The organism is Propionivibrio dicarboxylicus (assembly GCF_900099695.1).
Taxonomy (GTDB): Bacteria; Pseudomonadota; Gammaproteobacteria; order Burkholderiales; family Rhodocyclaceae; genus Propionivibrio; species Propionivibrio dicarboxylicus.
Genome location: NZ_FNCY01000009.1, coordinates 1 through 16784 on the forward strand (window position 1 = coordinate 1; position 16784 = coordinate 16784).

General features: G+C 62.8%; 17 protein-coding genes. 9 read left to right on the top strand and 8 right to left on the bottom strand.

Going from position 1 to position 16784, the window contains the following annotated elements; translation table 11 throughout:
• From BLR25_RS11460 to xth, 5 genes are all read left to right on the top strand, one after another.
• Positions 1-424, top strand: a 424-nt coding sequence (locus tag BLR25_RS11460; RefSeq protein ID WP_176785859.1) for a class II fructose-bisphosphate aldolase, incomplete at its 5' end; no start/stop codon positions are given.
• An 88-nt stretch (positions 425-512) separates the two neighbouring features.
• Positions 513-1448, top strand: coding sequence for a phosphoribosylaminoimidazolesuccinocarboxamide synthase (locus BLR25_RS11465; RefSeq protein ID WP_091937728.1), 936 nt, complete (start codon positions 513-515; stop codon positions 1446-1448).
• Between the two features lie 141 nt (positions 1449-1589).
• Positions 1590-3632 carry a M3 family metallopeptidase gene (locus BLR25_RS11470; protein WP_176785860.1) on the top strand — a complete coding sequence of 681 codons (2043 nt, stop codon included), beginning with the start codon at positions 1590-1592 and terminating at the stop codon, positions 3630-3632.
• A 12-nt stretch (positions 3633-3644) separates the two neighbouring features.
• Entirely contained in the window at positions 3645-4169 is a 525-nt protein-coding gene (locus BLR25_RS11475) for a DUF4124 domain-containing protein (RefSeq protein ID WP_091937730.1), read from the top strand.
• Complete coding sequence (gene xth, locus BLR25_RS11480; RefSeq protein ID WP_091937732.1) at positions 4166-4933, top strand: exodeoxyribonuclease III; 768 nt, start codon at positions 4166-4168, stop codon at positions 4931-4933. Before BLR25_RS11475 ends, xth begins: the two co-directional genes overlap by 4 nt.
• Before the next feature lie 19 nt (positions 4934-4952).
• Here the strand turns inward: xth and BLR25_RS11485 are convergent, their stop codons facing one another.
• The gene (locus tag BLR25_RS11485) at positions 4953-5798 is read right to left on the bottom strand and encodes an oxidoreductase (protein WP_218122718.1); all 846 of its coding nucleotides are present in this window, start codon (positions 5796-5798) and stop codon (positions 4953-4955) included.
• A gap of 148 nt (positions 5799-5946) precedes the next feature.
• On the opposite strand from BLR25_RS11485, the gene BLR25_RS11490 reads away from it, so the two are divergent.
• Together BLR25_RS11490 and BLR25_RS11495 are read left to right on the top strand one after the other, a co-directional pair.
• The gene (locus BLR25_RS11490; RefSeq protein ID WP_091937734.1) at positions 5947-6636 is read left to right on the top strand and encodes a Crp/Fnr family transcriptional regulator; all 690 of its coding nucleotides are present in this window, start codon (positions 5947-5949) and stop codon (positions 6634-6636) included.
• A 65-nt stretch (positions 6637-6701) separates the two neighbouring features.
• Complete coding sequence (locus BLR25_RS11495; protein WP_091938043.1) at positions 6702-7166, top strand: SixA phosphatase family protein; 465 nt, start codon at positions 6702-6704, stop codon at positions 7164-7166.
• Here BLR25_RS11495 and BLR25_RS11500 read toward each other — a convergent pair.
• Together BLR25_RS11500 and BLR25_RS21660 are read right to left on the bottom strand one after the other, a co-directional pair.
• The gene (locus tag BLR25_RS11500; protein WP_091937736.1) at positions 7158-8840 is read right to left on the bottom strand and encodes a hypothetical protein; all 1683 of its coding nucleotides are present in this window, start codon (positions 8838-8840) and stop codon (positions 7158-7160) included. The two genes, BLR25_RS11495 and BLR25_RS11500, sit on opposite strands and share 9 nt — an antisense overlap.
• A 100-nt stretch (positions 8841-8940) precedes the next feature.
• On the bottom strand, positions 8941-9402 hold the full coding sequence (locus BLR25_RS21660; protein WP_176785861.1) for a pilin: 462 nt from the start codon (positions 9400-9402) through the stop codon (positions 8941-8943).
• 170 nt (positions 9403-9572) lie between these two features.
• Here BLR25_RS21660 and apaG point away from each other — a divergent pair, with 170 nt between their 5' ends.
• A complete protein-coding gene (apaG, locus tag BLR25_RS11510) occupies positions 9573-9953 on the top strand; it encodes a Co2+/Mg2+ efflux protein ApaG (RefSeq protein ID WP_091938045.1) in 381 nt (126 codons plus the stop codon).
• A 44-nt stretch (positions 9954-9997) separates the two neighbouring features.
• On the opposite strand, the gene argJ is transcribed toward apaG, so the two are convergent.
• The 3 genes from argJ to BLR25_RS21775 all read right to left on the bottom strand — a co-directional run bounded on the left by argJ (position 9998) and on the right by BLR25_RS21775 (position 15065).
• Positions 9998-11236 (bottom strand): bifunctional glutamate N-acetyltransferase/amino-acid acetyltransferase ArgJ, encoded by a 1239-nt coding sequence (gene argJ, locus BLR25_RS11515; protein ID WP_091937740.1) that lies wholly within the window; start codon positions 11234-11236, stop codon positions 9998-10000.
• 89 nt (positions 11237-11325) lie between these two features.
• Positions 11326-14031 carry a preprotein translocase subunit SecA gene (secA, locus tag BLR25_RS11520; protein ID WP_091937742.1) on the bottom strand — a complete coding sequence of 902 codons (2706 nt, stop codon included), beginning with the start codon at positions 14029-14031 and terminating at the stop codon, positions 11326-11328.
• Positions 14032-14129: 98 nt separating this feature from the next.
• Entirely contained in the window at positions 14130-15065 is a 936-nt protein-coding gene (locus tag BLR25_RS21775; RefSeq protein ID WP_091937744.1) for a M23 family metallopeptidase, read from the bottom strand.
• 22 nt (positions 15066-15087) lie between these two features.
• On the opposite strand from BLR25_RS21775, the gene BLR25_RS11530 reads away from it, so the two are divergent.
• Positions 15088-15522 (top strand): DciA family protein, encoded by a 435-nt coding sequence (locus BLR25_RS11530; RefSeq protein ID WP_091937746.1) that lies wholly within the window; start codon positions 15088-15090, stop codon positions 15520-15522.
• On the opposite strand, the gene BLR25_RS11535 is transcribed toward BLR25_RS11530, so the two are convergent.
• Both BLR25_RS11535 and lpxC read right to left on the bottom strand, forming a co-directional pair.
• Entirely contained in the window at positions 15509-15697 is a 189-nt protein-coding gene (locus tag BLR25_RS11535) for a hypothetical protein (protein WP_091937748.1), read from the bottom strand. The two genes, BLR25_RS11530 and BLR25_RS11535, sit on opposite strands and share 14 nt — an antisense overlap.
• Before the next feature lie 10 nt (positions 15698-15707).
• Positions 15708-16649: a UDP-3-O-acyl-N-acetylglucosamine deacetylase gene (lpxC, locus tag BLR25_RS11540; RefSeq protein ID WP_091937750.1), complete on the bottom strand. Its 942-nt coding sequence runs from the start codon at positions 16647-16649 to the stop codon at positions 15708-15710.
• Positions 16650-16784: the final 135 nt, after the last annotated feature.

Consider the following 16784-nt stretch of genomic DNA (forward strand, 5'->3'; position numbering starts at 1 on the left):
CGACCGCATTGCCGAGATCCATGCGCGCATCCCGAACACGCACCTCGTCATGCATGGATCATCGTCGGTGCCGCAGGAACTGCTCGCCGAAATCCGTGAATTCGGCGGCGACATGAAGGAAACCTACGGCGTGCCGGTCGAGGAAATCGTCCGCGGCATCAAGCACGGCGTGCGCAAGGTCAACATCGACACCGACATCCGTCTGGCGATGACCGCGGCGATTCGCCGCTACTTCGTCGAGAACCCCGGCAAGTTCGACCCGCGCGACTACCTCAAGCCCGCCCGCGAAGGCGCCAAGAAGGTCGTCCGCGCCCGTCTCGAAGCCTTCGGCGCCGCCGGTCAGGCCAGCAAGATCAAGGCAATCGCCCTCGACAAGATGGCCGAACGCTACAAGAAAGGCGAGCTCGACCAGATCATCCGCTGATCCGCATTGAACCCCAAGAGACCCGTCATTCCCGCTCAAACCGGGATGACGGGTCGTTTTCCTGTATCACCCTGAGAAGATCGATATCATGACCCAAGCCCTCTACCAATCGTCCATCCAGAGTCTGCCGTTACTCGGCCGCGGCAAGGTACGCGACATCTACGCCATCGATGAGGACAAGCTTCTGATCGTCACCAGCGACCGCCTGTCGGCTTTCGACGTCGTCCTGCCCGATCCGATCCCGCGCAAGGGAACGGTGCTGACGCAACTGGCCAACTTCTGGTTCGACCGGCTGGGTCATGTACTGCCCAATCAGCTGACCGGCATCGACCCGGAAAGCGTCGTTACGGCCGAGGAGCGCAGCCAGGTGCGCGGTCGCGGACTCGTCGTCAAGCGTCTGAAGCCGCTCCCGATCGAAGCCGTCGTGCGTGGCTACCTGATCGGCTCGGGCTGGAAGGACTACCAGCAGACCGGCGCCGTCTGCGGCATCAAGCTGCCGGCTGGCCTGCAACTCGCCGCCAAGCTGCCGGAACCGATCTTCACGCCGGCGACCAAGGCCGAGGAAGGCCATGACGAGAACATCTCGTTCGAGCAGGCGCAGACCGACTGCGCAGCGACGCTCTCCGGCATCCTGCAAGGCACCGGCCGCAACGGCGCCGACATCGCGACGGAAGCGCGCAACGCGGCGATCGCCCTGTACACGCAGGCGGCCGATTACGCGCTGACGCGCGGCATCATCATCGCCGACACCAAGTTCGAATTCGGCGTCGATGCCCAAGGCACGCTGCACCTGATCGACGAAGCCCTGACACCCGATTCGTCGCGCTTCTGGCCGGCCGACTCGTACCAGCTTGGCACCAACCCGCCGTCCTACGACAAGCAGTATGTGCGCGATCACCTGGAAACGCTGGACTGGGGCAAGACCTATCCCGGCCCGTCGCTGCCGGCCGAAGTCATCGCCCGCACCAGCGCCAAGTATGTCGAGGCCTACGAGCAACTCACCGGCAAAAAACTGGTCGACTAAAGCAGAGCGGCTGTTTGCATTCGGGCGGCTGCGGCCGCCCGCGTCTTTTCTGCAGCGGCATCGCCGACCGGCAAGAGCGCGCTGAAATGCCGACGCTCCCTTGAACCTGACCACACATTTCGATTCACCGAGATTCTCATCATGACCGACGCCAATCCCCTGCTCGACTTCTCCGGCCTGCCCCGCTTCGACACCATCTCACCGGAACATGTCACCCCGGCCATCTCCACGCTGCTGGCCGAAAGCCGTGCGCTGATCGAGCGCCAGACCAGCGACGCGGTCCCCGCCACCTGGACCGACTTCGCCTCGCCGCTGAGCGACGGTTTCGAGCGGCTCTCGCGCGCCTGGGGCATCGTCGGACACCTGCATTCGGTCAATGACGTCCCGGCCTGGCGCGAGGCCTACAACGCGATGCTGCCCGATGTCTCGCGCTTTTATGCCGAAATCGGCCAGAACCTCGCCCTGTTCTCGAAATACAAGGCCTTGCGCGAAAGCACCGCCTTCGCTGCCCTGACGCCGGAACAGCAGCGCATCATCGACAACGAAGTGCGTGACTTCCGCCTGTCGGGCGCCGAACTGCCCGCTGCGCAGAAGCCGCGCTTCCAGGCCATCCAGGAAGAACTCGCGGCGCTCGGGACCAAGTTCTCCGAGAACCTGCTCGACGCCACCAACGCCTTCGCCGAATGGATCGAGGACGAACGCGAACTGGCCGGCCTGCCCGCCGATGTCATCGAGGCGGCGCGCGAGGCCGCCGAGAAAGACGGCAAGCCGGGCTGGAAATTCACGCTGCATATGCCGTCCTACCTGCCGGTCATGCAATACGCCGAGTCGCGCGACCTGCGCGCCCGGCTCTATCGCGCCTATGGCACGCGCGCAGCGGAATTCGGCCCGGTCGAACTCGACAACACCCCGCTGATCCGCCGCCTGCTGGCGTTGCGCCATGAAGAAGCGCAGTTGCTCGGTTATCCGCATTTCGCCGCCGTCTCGCTGGTACAAAAGATGGCCGAATCGGTCGAGCAAGTGCTCACCTTCCTGCGCGACCTCGCGCACAAGGCCAAACCCTTCGCCGAGCGCGACCTCGCCGAATTACGCGCCTTCGCCCGCAGCGACCTCGGCCTCGAGACGCTCGAACCCTGGGACACGGCCTACGCCGCGGAAAAACTCCAGCAAGCGCGCTACGCCTTCTCGGAGCAGGAAGTAAAGCAATATTTCACCGAAGACAAGGTGCTGACCGGTCTTTTCCACGTCATCGAAACGCTGTTCGGCGTGCATATTCGCCCGGACAACGCACCGGTCTGGCACGAGGACGTGCGCTTCTTCCGTATCGAAACGGCCGCAGGCCAGGTCGTCGGACAGTTCTACCTCGACCTCTATGCCCGCGAAACCAAGCGCGGCGGCGCCTGGATGGACGAAGCGCTGTCGCGCCGACGCGTCGGGCAACAGGTGCAGACGCCGGTCGCCTACCTCAACTGCAACTTCTCGCGTCCGGTCGGCCAGCGTCCGGCGACCTTCACGCACGACGAGGTCACGACGCTCTTCCACGAAACCGGGCACGGCCTTCACCACATGCTGACCCGGATCGAGGAACTCGGCGTCTCGGGCATCCACGGCGTCGAGTGGGACGCCGTCGAACTTCCCTCGCAGTTCATGGAAAACTACTGCTGGGAATGGCCGGTGGTCGAGGCGATGACGGCGCACGTCGACACCGGCGCGCCGCTGCCGCGTGCGCTCTTCGACAAAATGCTGGCGGCGAAGAATTTCCAGAGCGGCCTGCAAACGGTCCGCCAGCTAGAATTCGCGCTCTTCGACCTGCTGCTCCACGCCGGCTTCGACGCCGACGGCGAACGCGGCGTGCTCGATCTGCTCGCCGAGGTCCGGCAGGAAGTCGCCGTGATGATTCCGCCGCCTTGGCACCGTTTCCCGAACAGTTTTTCGCACATCTTCGCCGGCGGGTATGCGGCCGGGTACTTCAGCTACAAATGGGCGGAAGTGCTCTCGGCCGATTGTTATGCCGCTTTCGAGGAAGCCGGCGACCCCTTCGACCCGGACACCGGACGACGCTTCCTTGACGAGATTCTCGCCCGCGGCGGCGCCCGGCCGGCGCTTGAGAATTTCCGCGCCTTCCGCGGCCGCGATCCGCAAGTCGACGCCTTGCTGCGCCATAATGGGATGGTCGCCCACTAGACGGAGACTCCCATGTCACGCCGCACGCTCACCATTGTGCAGCTACTGTTGCTGACCGCCGTGCTGAGCGCGGCGAACAGCCAGGCGCAGACCCTGTACCGCTGGATCGACCGTACGAGCGGCCAGACCGTCTTCTCCGATCGCCCGCCACCGCCGGGCAGCACGGCAGCAGAAGTCAAATCGGAAGCCAAGGCATCGGCCGACGAGGCGCCGCTGCCCTATGCCGTCCGCTTGGCCGCCGAGCGTTTTCCCGTGACGCTCTACACCTTGTCGCGCTGCCTTGAGCCCTGCCGGCTGGCGCGCGACCTGCTCAACGGCCGCGGCGTCCCCTTCACCGAAAGCCTCGCCGACACGGCCGAGGAACAGGATGCGCTGGCGGCCCGTCTCGGCGGCGACATCGCCATTCCGAGCCTGTTCGTCGGCACGCAGGGCTTTCGCGGTTTCGAAGCGACCGCCTGGCACAACCTGCTCGACCTCGCCGGCTATCCGGCTTCAGCGCCCTACGGCGCCAAACCTTCCGGAATCTTCAAGCAATGAAAGTCGCCAGCTGGAACGTCAATTCGCTCAAGGTTCGCCTGCCGCAACTCCTCGACTGGCTCGCCGACCGTCAGCCCGATGTCGTCTGCTTGCAGGAAACCAAAGTCGAGGACAGCGTCTTCCCGCACGCGGAAATCGAGGCGGCCGGCTATGCCGTCGCCTTTTCGGGACAGAAAACCTATAACGGCGTCGCCATGCTCTCGCGTCACGGCCTCGCCGATGTCGTCTGCGGCAATCCGCTATTCCCGGACCCGCAAAAGCGCCTGATCGCAGCGACCGTCGGCGATCTGCGCATCGTCTGCGCCTATGTCCCAAACGGCCAGGAAGTCGGCAGCGACAAGTACGACTACAAGCTCGCCTGGCTGGAAGCGCTTGAACGCTGGCTGGCGGAGATGCTGGCTGCCCACCCCCGATTGATCGTCACCGGCGATTTCAACATTGCCCCGGACGACCGCGACGTGCACAACCCAAAAGCATGGGAAGGCAAGATTCTCTGTTCAACACCCGAGCGGGCGGCTTTCCAGCGCCTGCTGGGGCTGGGATTGAAGGACAGTTTCCGGCTCTTCGAACAGCCGGAGAAGAGTTTTTCCTGGTGGGACTACCGCATGCTCGGCTTCCAGAAAAACCTTGGCCTGCGCATCGACCACCTGCTGCTCTCGGACGCGCTGACCCCGCACTGCAGGGCATCGACCATCGACCGCGAAATGCGAAAACGCGAGCGCCCGTCCGATCACGCGCCGGTTTCGGCGGTGATCGAAGGCTGACGGGACTGGTCGCGAGGCTTCAGACCTTGGGGAAGTCGGCGCCGCGCGCGACGGCTTCCTGCGCCAGGAACTCCTTGCGGATCGACTCAAGCTGCGCCAGACCGACATCAAAGGCGGCATTGCCGAGCGGCAAGTGATGCGGCGGGTTGGGTGATTCGACCGCTGCAATGATCGCCTTGACCGCGCGCACCGGATCGCCCGGTTGCTTGCCCGAGAAGGTCCGCAGTTGCTCGCATTTGGCCCCGGCCGTCGCGTGGTAGTCGGCAATCGCGTGCGCGCTTTCGTTGGCGGAGCGCCCGGCCCAGTCGGTACGGAAACCGCTCGGCTCGACGCAGATGACCCGGATGCCGAGCGGCTCGACCTCTTCCTTGAGCGCGCCGGACAAACCGACCACGGCGAACTTGGTGGCGTTGTAGTAGCCCAGCGCCGGGAAGGGCTTGAGCCCGGCCAGTGAAGCAATATTGATGATGGTACCGCTGCGCCGCTGGCGCATGCCCGGCAACACGGCCGCCGTCATCCGGCCCAGCGCGAAGACATTGATGTCGAACATGCGACGAACTTCGGCATCCTCGCTTTCTTCGACCGAACCGAAATAGCCGATCCCGGCATTGTTGAGCAGCACGTCGATGCGCCCGAAATGCGCTTCGGCCGCCTTGACGGCGGCGTCGATCTGGGCCTGGTCGGTGACATCGAGCTTTAGCACCAGCGCGCCCTCACGCCCGGCAAAGGCCTTGAGGTCCTCGGTCTTGCGCGCCGTCACCACGGTCGGATAGCCGGCCGCCAAGAGCTGCTCGGCCGTCTCGCGGCCAAAGCCCGTCGAACACCCGGTGATGAACCAGACCGGCTTCTTTGCATCCACCATCATCGTCTCCTTTAGTACGCAAAAATCAGCGTTTCATTATCCACTTTTTGCAGATATCTAGGGGGGTTTCTCGTTCATGACAGGACTTGCGGCGAAGCGCCGGCAATGCGACCATTGCCCCCGAATCTCCTGTGAGCGACGACACGACACGATGAACGGAAGCGCCCCTCTCAACATTGGCAGCCTGCTGGCCCGAGTCCCCCTGTTTTCCGAACTGAGTCCGGACGAACTGACCCGTATCGCTCGCGGCACACGGGAAATCAACGTCAGCAAGGGCGACATCCTGTTTCACAAAGGCGACCTGCCGACCGGCTTCCACCTCGTCGTCCAGGGACAGATCAAGCTCGCCTTCAGCTCGTCGCAAGGCAACGAAAAAGTCGTCGACATCCTGAACACCGGGCAGACCTTCGGCGAAGCCGTGATGTTCATGGACAAGCCCAACATCGTCTATGCGCAGGCGCTGAAGGACTCGCAACTGCTGCACATTTCCAGCGCCGTCATCCGCGGCGAACTCGAACGCGACCCGCGCCTCGGCGGCAAGATGATCGCCGCCCTCTCGATGCGCCTGCACCACCTGATGACCGACGTCGAGTCCTATACACTGCACTCGGCGCGGCAACGCATCATCGGCTATCTGCTGCGCGAATCGACGGATACCGACGCCACCGCGCTCGTCGTCACGCTGCCGACCAACAAGGGCATCATTGCTTCGCGCCTGAACCTCACGCAGGAGCACTTTTCGCGCATCCTGCACGAACTCAGCGCCGCCGGCCTGATCGTCGTCGAGGGCCGCAAGATCGGCATCCCGGACGTCAAAAAGCTGCGCGACTTCGATTTCTAGCGTTCGTCATCGCCGTGCAACACGTTTCCGCCATCATGTCCGCCTGCCTTGACGAGGAAACCCGGATGGATTTGTTGCTCTGGCGGCACGCCGAAGCCGAAGACGGCTCGCCCGATACGCTACGCAAGCTGACGCCACGCGGCGAAAAACAGGCGCGCCAGGTCGCCGCCTGGCTGTCGGAGCACCTGCCCAAACACCTGCGCATCGTCGCCAGTCCTGCGCTCCGTTGCCGGCAGACGGCCGAAGCCCTGGCACAGCCTTTCGAGACGGACAAGCGCCTCGCCGTCGACGGTAACGTCACCGGCCTGCTCGTCGCTGCCGGCTGGCCCGACGGCGGCGACACCGGCGCGCGCGCCGTACTCGTCGTCGGCCATCAACCGATACTTGGCCGCACGGCCGCCCTGCTGCTCTCCGGCGAAGAAGCCGACTGGACGATCAAGAAAAGCGCGCTGTGGTGGTTCAGCAACCGCACGCGGCACGGCGAAACGCAAACGATCCTGAAGGCCGTCGTCTCACCCGAGCTACTTTGACGCTCCCGCCGCGTCAGCCTCGCTTTCGGCCCCTTCCCCCCGCTCATCGAGCCCGGCGAGTTTCAGGTGAAAGCGTGCCATCTCGTACCCTAATCGGGCCGCGCGCCGAAGACAGGCGACCACACCCGCCCGGTCGCCGCGCGCCTCGATGACGCCACAGCGCTTGAATTCGATATAGCCAAGGAATTCCTTCGGCGGTTGATGCGCCGCGGCCGCATCGAAGGCCCGCATCGCTTCGTCGCCGTGCGCCAGGGCGAGCAGGCTGGTGCCGCGCGCGAGATAGCCCTGGAAGGCCGCGGGGTTCTGGGTGATCACGAGATCGCTCAGTCGCAGCGCCTCGGCATATTCCCGCCGCTTGAACGCTTCGCCAGCGAGGTTGTAATAGACCCGGTCGGCCCCCGCGACCGCCGGATGCGAAAGCTTGTCTCGCGCGTCCTGCCACAGCGCCTGCTCACTCGAAAAACTGCGCAAGCGGTCCTGCGCAGCAGGAAACAGCAGACAGCACGCCCCTGCCATGGCGACCCAGAAGAGCTTTCGACGCATTCCGGTCGCCCGTCGCAGCAAGTAAGCGTCGAAACGTATCAAGGCAATCGCCAGAAGCAGCGCATACGCGGGCATCCAGAGATAGCAGCGGTACAGGACAAACGGTTCCTGCACCTTCACCGTCGACAGTTCGACCGCGAAAGGCACCGCAGCGAATAACAGGGCGGACACCCAGACCAGCCTCGCCCCATCGTTGCGCTGCCGGCACCAGAACACGACGGCCGCGCCAAGCGTCAGCAGCGATGCCGCCAAAGCGGCAAATGCCCAGCCGCCCTGCCAAAGAGCCGTAAAGTCGATGCGCAGGTCGGCCGACATCCAGCCAGGATTGGGCAGCAGCCAGAGCAGCCCATACTTCCAGAACAGCAGTACCTGGGTCGCTGCGCTCATGGCCCAGGCGCTCCCGGGAAACGCAGGGGCAGATACCTGCGATAGCACCTGGCCCGCATAGATTTCATACGGGTTCCCGACAGCCTCGATACCGCGATGCAAAAGCACCCAAAGCATGCCAGGCAGGCTGATGGCCAAATACACGCCAGCTCGCCCAACGCTCGCCCGCGTCCAGCGGCAGCAGATCGGCGTCAGGACGATGGCCGCCACCGGCGTCAGGATCGCGTGTTCCTTGCACATCATCGCCAGCCAGGCCAACAGCGCGCTCGACAACAGATCCACCGGCCGGGGTGTTTGCTGCGCCCGCAAATAGAGCGTGAATGATACTAATGACGAAAGCGTAGCCAGCAGGATCGTGCGCTGGGCGAGATAGCCGACGCCATAGACCGCCACCGGATTGATCGCCATCCAGATGCAGACGAAACCGATGACAAGTCGACCGCGGTTGTTCTCGCGCTCGCCCGCAGCCAACAGGACGCGAACCAGAAAGACCTGCAAGGCCAGGATAACTGCCCCGTGGAGGGCAAGATTCAACCACCGGTTCCAGGCGAGATCGCCTCCGGACAGGACATGCACCAGACCCAGCGTGAAATACGGAAAGGTACGGGGATACGCGGAAAAAATACGCTGCGCGTGATCGAAAACCGTCAGGTTACCGAAGATATTGGCATCGTCGAACACCGCCGGGCTATCGACAAACGGCCCGTACAGGCAGGCGATCACTGACAGAACGCCTGCCAACATCCACCCAAACCGGGTTCGTGCGAAAAAAGCGCTCATTGGGAATCAGCAAAAAAGAACCCGCACAGGGCGGGTTCCTTGGTTCAGAACATCCGTACTTAGATTACCGCCACTTGGCGATTTCGGTCGCGCAGACACCGGTTGCGTTCGTCGTATACGCGAACGTCATCGTCGTCGCCGTCGACGACGACGCAGGCGTCATCGTCACGGTCTGACCACCCGATGCCGGGCAAATACCAGCAGCCAGCGTCGCGACGACGACACCCGCCGTCACCGTGCCCCAGCCGGTCACTTCGGTCGTCACCGTCGGCGACGCACCCAGGCCGAGACCGCCGCTGTTGATCGGGTTCGTCCAGCTGTTCGCGCCGGACAAATCACCGCCGTTGTTCTGACCATATTCGGCCAGCGCCGTCTTGATCGGGCCGAAGGCCGCGGCGACCTTGGACAGCTTGGCGCGGGTCACATAATCCTGATACTGGGGAATGGCGATGGCCGCCAGAATGCCGATGATGGCGACAACGATCATCAGTTCGATCAGGGTAAAACCTTGTTGGATCTTCTTCATCAAAGTACTCCTTTCAAGCGTTGTAACGGAAAACCCGTTGGACAAGCTTAATCAAGAAACATGCCATGACAGAAGATCACGTCTGGACGGGAATCTTTCGGCAAATCGGGCGTCAGAAGCTCACGAAATTCGTCACTCCTGACAAAAATCGTCACCCAAGGATCCTGCCCATGAGTTCGAAGATCTACCGGATGGATATTCAAGTCTCGCCGCGCTATCTGCCCGAGGAATCGGATGTCACGGCCGACCTTTATGTCTTCGCTTACACGATCAGGATCGAAAACACCGGGAACGAAACGGCGCAACTCGTCTCGCGTCACTGGATCATCACGGACGGCAACGCGAGGGTTCAAGAGGTGCGTGGGCTTGGCGTCGTCGGCGAACAACCCATCATCAAGCCCGGCGAATCATACGAATACTCGAGCGGGTGTCAGTTGCACACCCCCATCGGTACCATGCGCGGCAGCTACCAGATGACAGCGGCCGACGGCACCCAATTCGAAGCCGCTATCCCGGAGTTCATACTATCGGCGCCAAGAGTGCTGCACTGAGCATTCGCTTCGACGGGGGCTAGCGCCCTCCGCCGAAACAGGCATCAGCTCCGATAGTCGGCGTTGATCTTGACGTAGTCGTAGGAGAAGTCGCAGGTATAGACCCGGCCGCAGGCGGCGCCACGCCCGAGATCGACGCGAACGGTTATTTCCGCCGATTTCATGATGCGCGCACCGTCTTCCTCGCGATACGATGCGGCCCGGCCGCCCTTCTCGGCCACCAGCACCTCTTCGCCTTCGCTGCCGAGCCAGACGCGCACACCGTCGACATCGAGCGCCTCGATCCTGGCATAGCCGATCGCCGCCAGGATGCGACCCAGGTTGGGGTCGGACGCAAAGAACGCCGTTTTGACCAGCGGGGAATGGCCGATCGCATAACCGACCTGCTTGCATTCCTCGCGATCGCGACCGCCCTCGACAACGATGCTGATGAACTTGGTGGCTCCCTCACCATCGCGCACGATGGCTTGCGCCAGTTCCCGGGCGACAGCAATCACTGCCGCCTTCACCTCGGCGTAACCCGCCGCTTCGGCGCTGTCGCAGGACACGCCCGAACGACCGGTGGCGATGACGATGAAGGAATCGTTGGTCGAGGTGTCACCATCGACGGTGATGCAGTTGAAGGACTCGTCGGCCGCCTCGCGCGCCAGTTGCTGCAGCAGCGGCGCCGCAATCCCGGCGTCGGTGGCGACAAAGCCGAGCATCGTCGCCATGTTCGGTTTGATCATGCCGGCGCCCTTGCTGATGCCGGTCACGGTCACCGTTTTGCCATTCACCACGACACGCCGCGAGGCCGCCTTGGCGACGGTATCGGTCGTCATGATGGCGTGCGCAGCAGCGTGCCAGTGGTCCGCGTTCAGACTGGCCTGACATTTCGGCAATCCGGCGACAAGACGATCGACCGGCAACGGCTCAAGAATGACACCGGTCGAGAACGGCAGGACCTGATGCGGCGCAACCCCCAACAGTTGCCCGACGGCATCGCAGGTCGCCTGCGCCGCCTGCATGCCGGGTTCGCCGGTGCCGGCGTTGGCGATACCGGTATTGATCACCAGCGCACGAATATCCTCGCCCGACACAAGATGGCGGCGACACAGGTGCACCGGTGCCGCGCAAAAGCGGTTCTGCGTGAAGACGCCGGCGACGGAACACCCGGGCTCAAGCGCCAGCAAGGTCAGGTCGCGCCGGTCGACTTTGCGGATACCGGCCTCGGCAACCCCGAGGCGCACGCCGGCAACGGGAAAGAGCTGCTCAGCAGCAGGGGTGGCGTAATTAACGGTCATGATGGGGAGGGAAATTAAGGGTTAATCGACACAAACCTTCGCCGGGTGGGCGACGGCACGCCGCTGACGCAACGTCGCCTCCCCGCGCATCACGACAATTTGCCGTGACACTGCTTGTACTTCTTGCCCGATCCGCAAGGACAGGGATCGTTGCGCCCGATCTTGGCACCGGCATGCAGCGGCGCGACCTTGTCGTCCTCCGCATCGGCGGCCAAGGCCTCGTCGTAATCGGCATGGTGATACTGAACGTTCTGGACGTCGGCATGCGGCGCCGTTTCCTCGACTTCCTCGGCGCGCACCTGGACCGTAACGAGCAGACGCGTCACTTCGTCGCGCACGGCGTCGAGCAGGCGCTCGAAAAGTTCGAAGGCTTCGCGCTTGTACTCCTGCTTCGGATTCTTCTGCGCATACCCGCGCAAATGGATACCCTGACGCAAGTGGTCAAGCGCGGCCAGATGCTCACGCCACTGCGTGTCGAGAATCTGCAGCATCAGGTTGCGTTCGAACTGGTGGAACTGCTCGGCGCCCACCTGTTCGATCTTGGCGGCATAGCCCGCATCGGCCAGCTCGATGATGCGCTTGAGCATCGCCTCGTCGGACAGCGTCGGCTCGTTCTTGACCCACTCGGCCACCGGCGCTTCCAGTTGCAGCACCGACGCGAGTTCCTTCTCCAGTGCCGGCAGTTCCCACTGCTCCTCGACGCTTTCGGCCGGCACATAGCGGCGGAACATGTCGTAGATCACGCCATGGCGCATGGCGGTGATCGTCTCGGTAATGTCCTCGGTCTCGAGCAGTTCGTTGCGCTGCGCGTAGATGACCTTGCGCTGATCGTTGGCGACGTCGTCGTATTCGAGCAGTTGCTTGCGGATATCGAAGTTGCGCCCTTCGACCTTGCGCTGTGCCGATTCCAGCGAGCGCGAGACCATCGGATGCTCGATCGCCTCGCCTTCCGGCATTTTCAGACGATCCATGATCGCCTTCAGGCGGTCGCCAGCAAAAATGCGCAGCAGCGGATCTTCAAGCGACAGATAGAAACGCGAGGACCCCGGATCGCCCTGACGGCCGGAACGGCCACGCAACTGGTTGTCGATGCGCCGCGATTCGTGACGTTCGGAACCGATGATATGCAAACCGCCGGCCGCAACCACCTGCTCATGCAGCTTCTTCCAGTCGGCACGCAGCGCGGCGATACGCTTCTCTTTCTCGGCTTCGTCGAGCGAAGCGTCGTCGCTGATCGCAGCGATGTCCTTGTTCGGATTGCCGCCGAGCACGATGTCGGTACCGCGACCGGCCATGTTGGTGGCGATCGTGATCATGCCCGGCCGACCGGCCTGGGCGACGATCTCGGCTTCGCGTGCGTGCTGCTTGGCGTTGAGCACCTGATGCGGCAGCTTTTCGCGATCGAGCAAGGACGACAGGAGTTCCGAGTTCTCGATCGAGGTCGTGCCCACCAGCACCGGTTGGGCGCGTGCCTGGCACTCGCGGATGTCGGCGATGATCGCCGCATATTTCTCGTCGGCGGTACGATAGATCTGGTCGTTGTGATCCTTGCGGACCATCGGCAGGTTGGTCGGGATGACCACCGTTTCCAGCCCATAGATCTGCTGGAATTCGTAGGCTTCCGTATCGGCCGTGCCGGTCATGCCGGACAATTTTCCGTACATGCGGAAATAGTTCTGGAAGGTGATCGAGGCCAGCGTCTGGTTCTCGTTCTGGATCGCCACGCCTTCCTTCGCCTCGACCGCCTGGTGCAAGCCATCCGACCAGCGCCGGCCCGACATCAGGCGGCCGGTAAACTCGTCGACGATGATGACTTCGCCATTCTGCACGACGTATTGCTGGTCCTTGAGGAACAGGCTGTGCGCCCGCAGTGCGGCATAGAGATGGTGGATCAGCAGGATGTTGCCGGCATCATAGAGACTGCCGCCGGCGGTCAGCAGGCCGACGTTGGCAAGGATTTCCTCGGCGTGTTCGTAGCCAGCTTCGGTGAGCAACACCTGGCGGCCTTTTTCGTCGACCCAGTAATCGCCGGGGCCGTTCTCTTCCTCGCAGCGCGCGAGCATCGGCGCCACCTGGTTCATGCGCACGTAGAGATCGGTGTGATCCTCGGCCTGTCCCGAAATGATCAGCGGCGTCCGCGCTTCGTCGATCAGGATCGAGTCGACCTCGTCGACAATCGCATAGGCAAGCTTGCGCTGGACGCGATCGCCGGCGGTATACACCATGTTGTCGCGCAGGTAGTCGAAGCCGAATTCGTTGTTGGTCCCGTAGGTGATGTCGCAGGCAAACGCTGCCTGCTTGGCGTCATGTTCCATCTGCGACAGGTTGACGCCGACGGTCAAGCCCAGGAAGCGGTGGAGCCGCCCCATCCACTCGGCATCGCGATTGGCCAGATAATCATTGACCGTAACGATGTGCACGCCTTTGCCGGTCAGCGCGTTGAGGTAGGCCGGCAGTGTCGCCACCAGCGTCTTGCCTTCGCCGGTCCGCATTTCGGCGATTTTTCCGTCATGAAGGACCATGCCGCCGATCAACTGCATGTCGAAATGCCGCATGCCCAGCACACGCTTGCCGGCTTCGCGCACGACGGCAAAGGCTTCGGGCAACAGGGCGTCGAGCGATTCGCCATTGGCGATGCGCGCCTTGAACTCGTCGGTCTTGGCACGCAAGGCCTCGTCCGAAAGCGCCGTCATTCCTGCTTCCAGCGCATTGATCTGGCGAACGACCGCCGAATACTGACGGATCAGCCGATCATTGCGGCTGCCGAAAATCTTCTTGAGGAGACCGGAAATCATCAGAGACTCTTAACCTAAGGGCGCGAAAAGAGTGGATTCTAACATGCGAGGGTCGGCCATCCGCACCCCAAGCGATTGCGCCAGCGAAGGAATTTCCCTTACTGGGCCGGCGCCGACGCCACGGAAGCCAGTTGCGCGCCCATCTGGAGGAAACGCTTCGGATTCTGGGCGACACCGCGGAAACGCACCTCGAAGTGCAGATGGGGCCCGGTCGAGCGCCCCGTGTTTCCGCTCTTGCCGATATCCTGGCCGCGCTTGATCACTTGCCCGGCCTTGACGGCGAGGCGCGACAGATGCGCATAACGCGAGGCGAAATCGTTGCCGTGGTCGATCTCGACCATGTTGCCGTATTGCGGATGGAACTCGGCCGTCGTCACGACGCCGCCCGCCGCCGCGACGACGCGGGTTCCGGTCTCGGCGACGAAATCGATGCCTTCATGCACGGCACCAACACCGAGAATCGGGTCGACGCGGGAACCGAAGCCCGAACCGATGTGGTCGGAATTGATCGGCATCAGCGTTGGCAGCAAGGTCGTCTTGATCCGCCGCTCCATCAACTGCGACTCGAGCACCGTCAGGCTTTCAGTGCGGTCGTCGACGCTTGCCGACAAGCGGTCAATCTCGCGCCGCAACTCATCGATTCCAAGCGAACGTGTCGAGGTAATCAACGGACCGCCCGAACCGCCTTTGGCCGAAGCGTCGCTCTTCGGCAAGCTGATGCCCGACTGCCGCGAAATCCGTTCGCCGAGGTGGTCAAGGCGCATCAACTGCGCCTGCATCTCGCCCAGTTTGACCGCCATCGTCGAGACATTGTCGCGTACATATTCGTCGGTCTTGCGCGCCTGGATCCGATTGACCGACGCGACGAGATCGGCGACGAAAGGCAGATTGAAGCGCGCGCCGACCCAGGAAAAGAGCAGCGAGGTCGCCAGCAGGAGGGTGCACAGGCCCAGCAGAACGCCCAGCAACAGGCGCGGCGTGACATTTACGGTCTTGGCCGTTGCCAGACGGTTGGAGACGAGAATAATATGCACGCTGTTTCTCCCAGATATTCCGATGCAAAATTCTCTCGAACACTATCTCGACGTCGCCGAAGGTGCCGGCAGACTCATGGCGCACGCGAGGCTTCTCACGAAACTGGCGCAGTTGTACCGGGAAATCGCCCCGCCGCACCTTTATCAGGCCAGTACGCTGGCCAATTACAAATCGGGAATTGTGATCATCCACGCCCACAGTGGCGCGGTTGCCGCCAAGCTGCGCCAATTGGCGCCAAGGATGGCCGACGGTTTTTCCCGAAAGGGGATCGAGTGTACTGGGGTCGAGATCAAAGTTCAAGCCCCTGAAAATCCAAAACAAACACCGACACCCCGGCACAACCCGCTGACCCTGAACGCCTGCCATTCGCTCGAACACCTGCGCGACGCCCTCCCCGCCGACACCTTGCGGCAGGCGATCGACACGCTGCTCAAGCGCTCGGCTAAAACGGAATGATGGCGACGCGCTCGATGATCAGCAAGGCAAAAAAGGCCAGGGCAACACCGATTGCGTAGCGCGCCAACACGAAGGAAAAGCGCAGATATTTGCGCTCGCCGGTCAGCAGGGATGCAGCCACGCCGCCGGCGACGGCGATAACCGTCAGAATCGCCAGCAAGCGCAGCAGCCACACGGGGATGCGCTCAGTGCGCCGGCAAGGTCAGCCAGCGCACCACTGATGCAGGCGCGTCGGCCGCGTCCTCGAACGACACCAGCTCCCAGTCTTCGGGGCGCGACAACAATTCCCGCGCCAGCACATTGTTCAGTGCATGGCCGGACTTGTGCGCCGTTACCGCCGCCAGGAGCGGATGGCCGAGCAGGTAGAGATCGCCGATGGCGTCGAGCACCTTGTGTTTGACGAACTCGTCGCTGTAGCGCAGTCCTTCGCCGTTGAGGACGCGATATTCGTCGAGCACCACGGCGTTATCGAGACCGCCGCCCAGCGCCAGTCCGTTCTCGCGCAACCATTCCACTTCCTGCATGAACCCGAAGGTCCGCGCCCGTGAAACCTCGCGAACATACGACTGTTCGGCAAAATCGAGCGTGATTTCCTGCCCGGTGCGGTCGATGGCCGGATGGTTGAAGACGATCGAAAAGGTCAGCCGGAAACCGTCATACGGATCGAGCCGCGCCCACTTGTCGCCGGAACGATCGGCTTCGCGCACCTCGATCGGCCGCTTGACGCGAATGAATTTCTTGGCGGCATTCTGCTCTTCGATGCCGGCCGACTGGATCAGGAAAACGAAGGGCGAGGCCGAACCATCGAGAATCGGCACTTCGGCCGCGTCGAGATCGACATAGGCATTGTCGATACCGAGGCCGGCGAACGCCGACATCAGATGCTCGATCGTACCGACCTTGGCGCGCACAGACCCAACCTCGCGTTCAATGCATGAACACATGCGCGTATCGCCGACCATCAGTGCTTTGGCGGGCAGATCGACGACCGGGTCGAGATCGACGCGACGAAAAACGATGCCGGTATCCGGCGCCGCCGGACGCAGCACCATATTGACCTTGACGCCGGAATGGAGCCCGACGCCGGATGCGCGGATCAGCGACTTGAGAGTGCGTTGCTTGAGCATCTGCTTGAAAGAAAGAGGGAATTGCCGGGATTTTAACACACCGGGGGCTTCCCTTTGAGGAGAGAGTGAGGTCTTGCCATGCGCTAGGCCGCGCGAGCACAGGCGAGACAAGGCGCAGACCGCCGCCGCATAGCA

What these genes read in the sequence shown, in the direction of transcription:
- BLR25_RS11465 (WP_091937728.1), top strand. Translation starts at nt 513, where the DNA reads ATGACCCAAGCCCTCTACCAATCGTCCATCCAGAGTCTGCCGTTACTC.
- BLR25_RS11470 (WP_176785860.1), top strand. Translation starts at nt 1,590, where the DNA reads ATGACCGACGCCAATCCCCTGCTCGACTTCTCCGGCCTGCCCCGCTTC.
- BLR25_RS11475 (WP_091937730.1), top strand. Translation starts at nt 3,645, where the DNA reads ATGTCACGCCGCACGCTCACCATTGTGCAGCTACTGTTGCTGACCGCC.
- xth (WP_091937732.1), top strand. Translation starts at nt 4,166, where the DNA reads ATGAAAGTCGCCAGCTGGAACGTCAATTCGCTCAAGGTTCGCCTGCCG.
- BLR25_RS11485 (WP_218122718.1), bottom strand. Translation starts at nt 5,798, where the DNA reads ATGATGGTGGATGCAAAGAAGCCGGTCTGGTTCATCACCGGGTGTTCG.
- BLR25_RS11490 (WP_091937734.1), top strand. Translation starts at nt 5,947, where the DNA reads ATGAACGGAAGCGCCCCTCTCAACATTGGCAGCCTGCTGGCCCGAGTC.
- BLR25_RS11495 (WP_091938043.1), top strand. Translation starts at nt 6,702, where the DNA reads ATGGATTTGTTGCTCTGGCGGCACGCCGAAGCCGAAGACGGCTCGCCC.
- BLR25_RS11500 (WP_091937736.1), bottom strand. Translation starts at nt 8,840, where the DNA reads ATGTTGGCAGGCGTTCTGTCAGTGATCGCCTGCCTGTACGGGCCGTTT.
- BLR25_RS21660 (WP_176785861.1), bottom strand. Translation starts at nt 9,402, where the DNA reads ATGAAGAAGATCCAACAAGGTTTTACCCTGATCGAACTGATGATCGTT.
- apaG (WP_091938045.1), top strand. Translation starts at nt 9,573, where the DNA reads ATGAGTTCGAAGATCTACCGGATGGATATTCAAGTCTCGCCGCGCTAT.
- argJ (WP_091937740.1), bottom strand. Translation starts at nt 11,236, where the DNA reads ATGACCGTTAATTACGCCACCCCTGCTGCTGAGCAGCTCTTTCCCGTT.
- secA (WP_091937742.1), bottom strand. Translation starts at nt 14,031, where the DNA reads ATGATTTCCGGTCTCCTCAAGAAGATTTTCGGCAGCCGCAATGATCGG.
- BLR25_RS11530 (WP_091937746.1), top strand. Translation starts at nt 15,088, where the DNA reads ATGCAAAATTCTCTCGAACACTATCTCGACGTCGCCGAAGGTGCCGGC.
- lpxC (WP_091937750.1), bottom strand. Translation starts at nt 16,649, where the DNA reads ATGCTCAAGCAACGCACTCTCAAGTCGCTGATCCGCGCATCCGGCGTC.